Genomic DNA, 1,957 nt, shown 5'->3' on the forward strand with positions numbered 1-1,957 from the left:
ATGCTCGGGAGCTGCTCGCCGAATGGCAGGACGATTACAACACCGTTCGTCCGCACAGCGGGATCGGCAACCTGCCGCCATCAACTTACGCCAGGTTAACAGCGTCCGAGACGCAACGGGACGGGACGCTGCGCTGTGTCGAGGGCTCCGCGCCGCGTCCCCGTCCCGACAGTGCCGCAAGTCGAGGCAATACTGGAGGAAGCGGAGAGCGAGTCACTCAGCTACGCGAAGCTCAATTCACTCGTGAACGCGATCCACTCAACCGAGTTCCAGGCCATTCGCGACAAAGTTCTTGCAAAGTCCGAATTTGTCCGTCGCAAGATTTATGGCGGCTTGGTTGTTTCGATGGCACCGGTGGAAGTAACAAATCGCTGCGCGTCTGATTGTAATTTCTGTGGCTGGCGCTCCGACAACAATGAGATGCGCCGGCTAAGCCTGGACGAGCGGCTCATTGTCGTGCAGGTTGAGTACCTCTCGCGAAGGGTTTCCAGCACATCGAACTTGTTGGTGGCGATGATGTAAAATTCGTAAGAGATCAGATTCCCGTCCTTGTTCAACGAGTAAGGCAGATAATGGGCGGAAGTCTCGCAAACAGAGTACTGTTTTGCACGATGGCGCTGACGTCACGGCATTATAGAAGCCTGAAGAACGCCGGCGCTGACGGCATCATCATGTGGCAGGAGACTTATGACCATGAAGTCTATAACTCCCACATTACGAAGGGTCCCAAGGCTCGCGGCATCGATGACAACTACAAGGTCGTGAAGAATGGTGATGGATACCGCTTCCGGTTGGAGAGCCAGGATCGCGCGCTACGGGAAGGCTTATCGGCTTCAGTTGGAGCAATGCTAGGCCTAAATCCAAATATCAGGTTCGAGATAATTGCAACCGTAGATCACGCCCGATATCTGGAAAGTTCGTACCAGCCCGGTGATCCTATTATCGTAGGCATGCCAACTTGGAACAACATTACTACGCCGCGCACCGACAAAAGACCAGCGCGCACTCTTCCGATCGACGGCTATTTTGCATTCTTCGCATCGATCTACTTTCTCGCATTGCATCGCTACCGCGCATGGATATTCCCGAATTGCAGGGTGAGCCTACCGAGCCGCGCAACTTCGCAAAGGTGGAACGCAGTTGCTGCAACATCGAGGAATGGTCGCGAGCCCAAAGTCCTGTGAAGGCCTCATCCACGCCGAGCATCGGAACGACCACGTGTTTCTCGTAGTCGTTCCTGGACATATTGCCGGCAACCTTGAACGCGACTGCACACGCCCTGGTTATTGATAAGAACCGCTGAAACTGACGAGCAGTGGCCACATGATTGTCGGCTGAAATAGCACGTTCCATTAGCTTGAGGCTGCGCTCGAGTTCACGGCAGAGTACGAACAAGCCTTGATGACCAGTAATCCAGTTGGTGAGGGCTTCACCGGCATGGGCCCTCCTAAGTTCCTCGTACTTCATAGGGCCAGTCATGTTCGTTCTCCGTAGTTTTCTACAATCGATTGAACGGCCTCGCCCAGGATCGCTTCCTCAACATCTGTTAGGACGCTCTTGGAGCTTACAAGTGCGGCGCATCCACTCATAGTCCGAAGAAGCGCCACCAATCCGGCAAGGTCTGAATCTTTTTGGATTCGCTGGACCAAGAAGAACCAGTCGTAGCGATCCATTTTGGAGCCTGAACTCGGCACCTTGTCCTCAAGAGCGACTGCGTTCACATCGGCGCCGAGAATGAGCCTCAAAGATTTCATTTGGCTTATGAGAGATGGCGAGGAGTTTCTAATGGTCTCGACTACCGCCTGCGCGCGATCTGGCGACAGATGCCTCATCTGGTCCGCCGATACCTCGATTGGAAGCATTAGCAGTCCGCTGAAAAACCAACAAATCCGTTTCCGATTTGGCGTTTCCTATTGGATGTCGTGGGGGATTGATGTCGGAGCGGCGATTGCCGCTG

The 1,957-nt window shown here is 54.2% G+C and carries 3 protein-coding genes and 1 pseudogene; all 4 read left to right on the forward strand.

Going from position 1 to position 1,957, the window contains the following annotated elements; translation table 11 throughout:
- Positions 1-11: 11 nt before the first annotated feature.
- Positions 12-68: pseudogene (locus GGD62_RS42075) on the forward strand (integrase core domain-containing protein); the annotation flags it as partial.
- A gap of 103 nt (positions 69-171) precedes the next feature.
- On the forward strand, positions 172-522 hold the full coding sequence (locus GGD62_RS41440; RefSeq protein WP_246800591.1) for a hypothetical protein: 351 nt from the start codon (positions 172-174) through the stop codon (positions 520-522).
- A gap of 89 nt (positions 523-611) precedes the next feature.
- Positions 612-1,184 (forward strand): hypothetical protein, encoded by a 573-nt coding sequence (locus tag GGD62_RS40475; protein ID WP_183714842.1) that lies wholly within the window; start codon positions 612-614, stop codon positions 1,182-1,184.
- 550 nt (positions 1,185-1,734) lie between these two features.
- On the forward strand, positions 1,735-1,957 hold a 223-nt coding region (locus tag GGD62_RS40685), incomplete at its 3' end, for a hypothetical protein (RefSeq protein ID WP_210318083.1).

This window comes from Bradyrhizobium sp. ERR14, assembly GCF_014198235.1.
GTDB lineage: Bacteria > Pseudomonadota > Alphaproteobacteria > Rhizobiales > Xanthobacteraceae > Bradyrhizobium.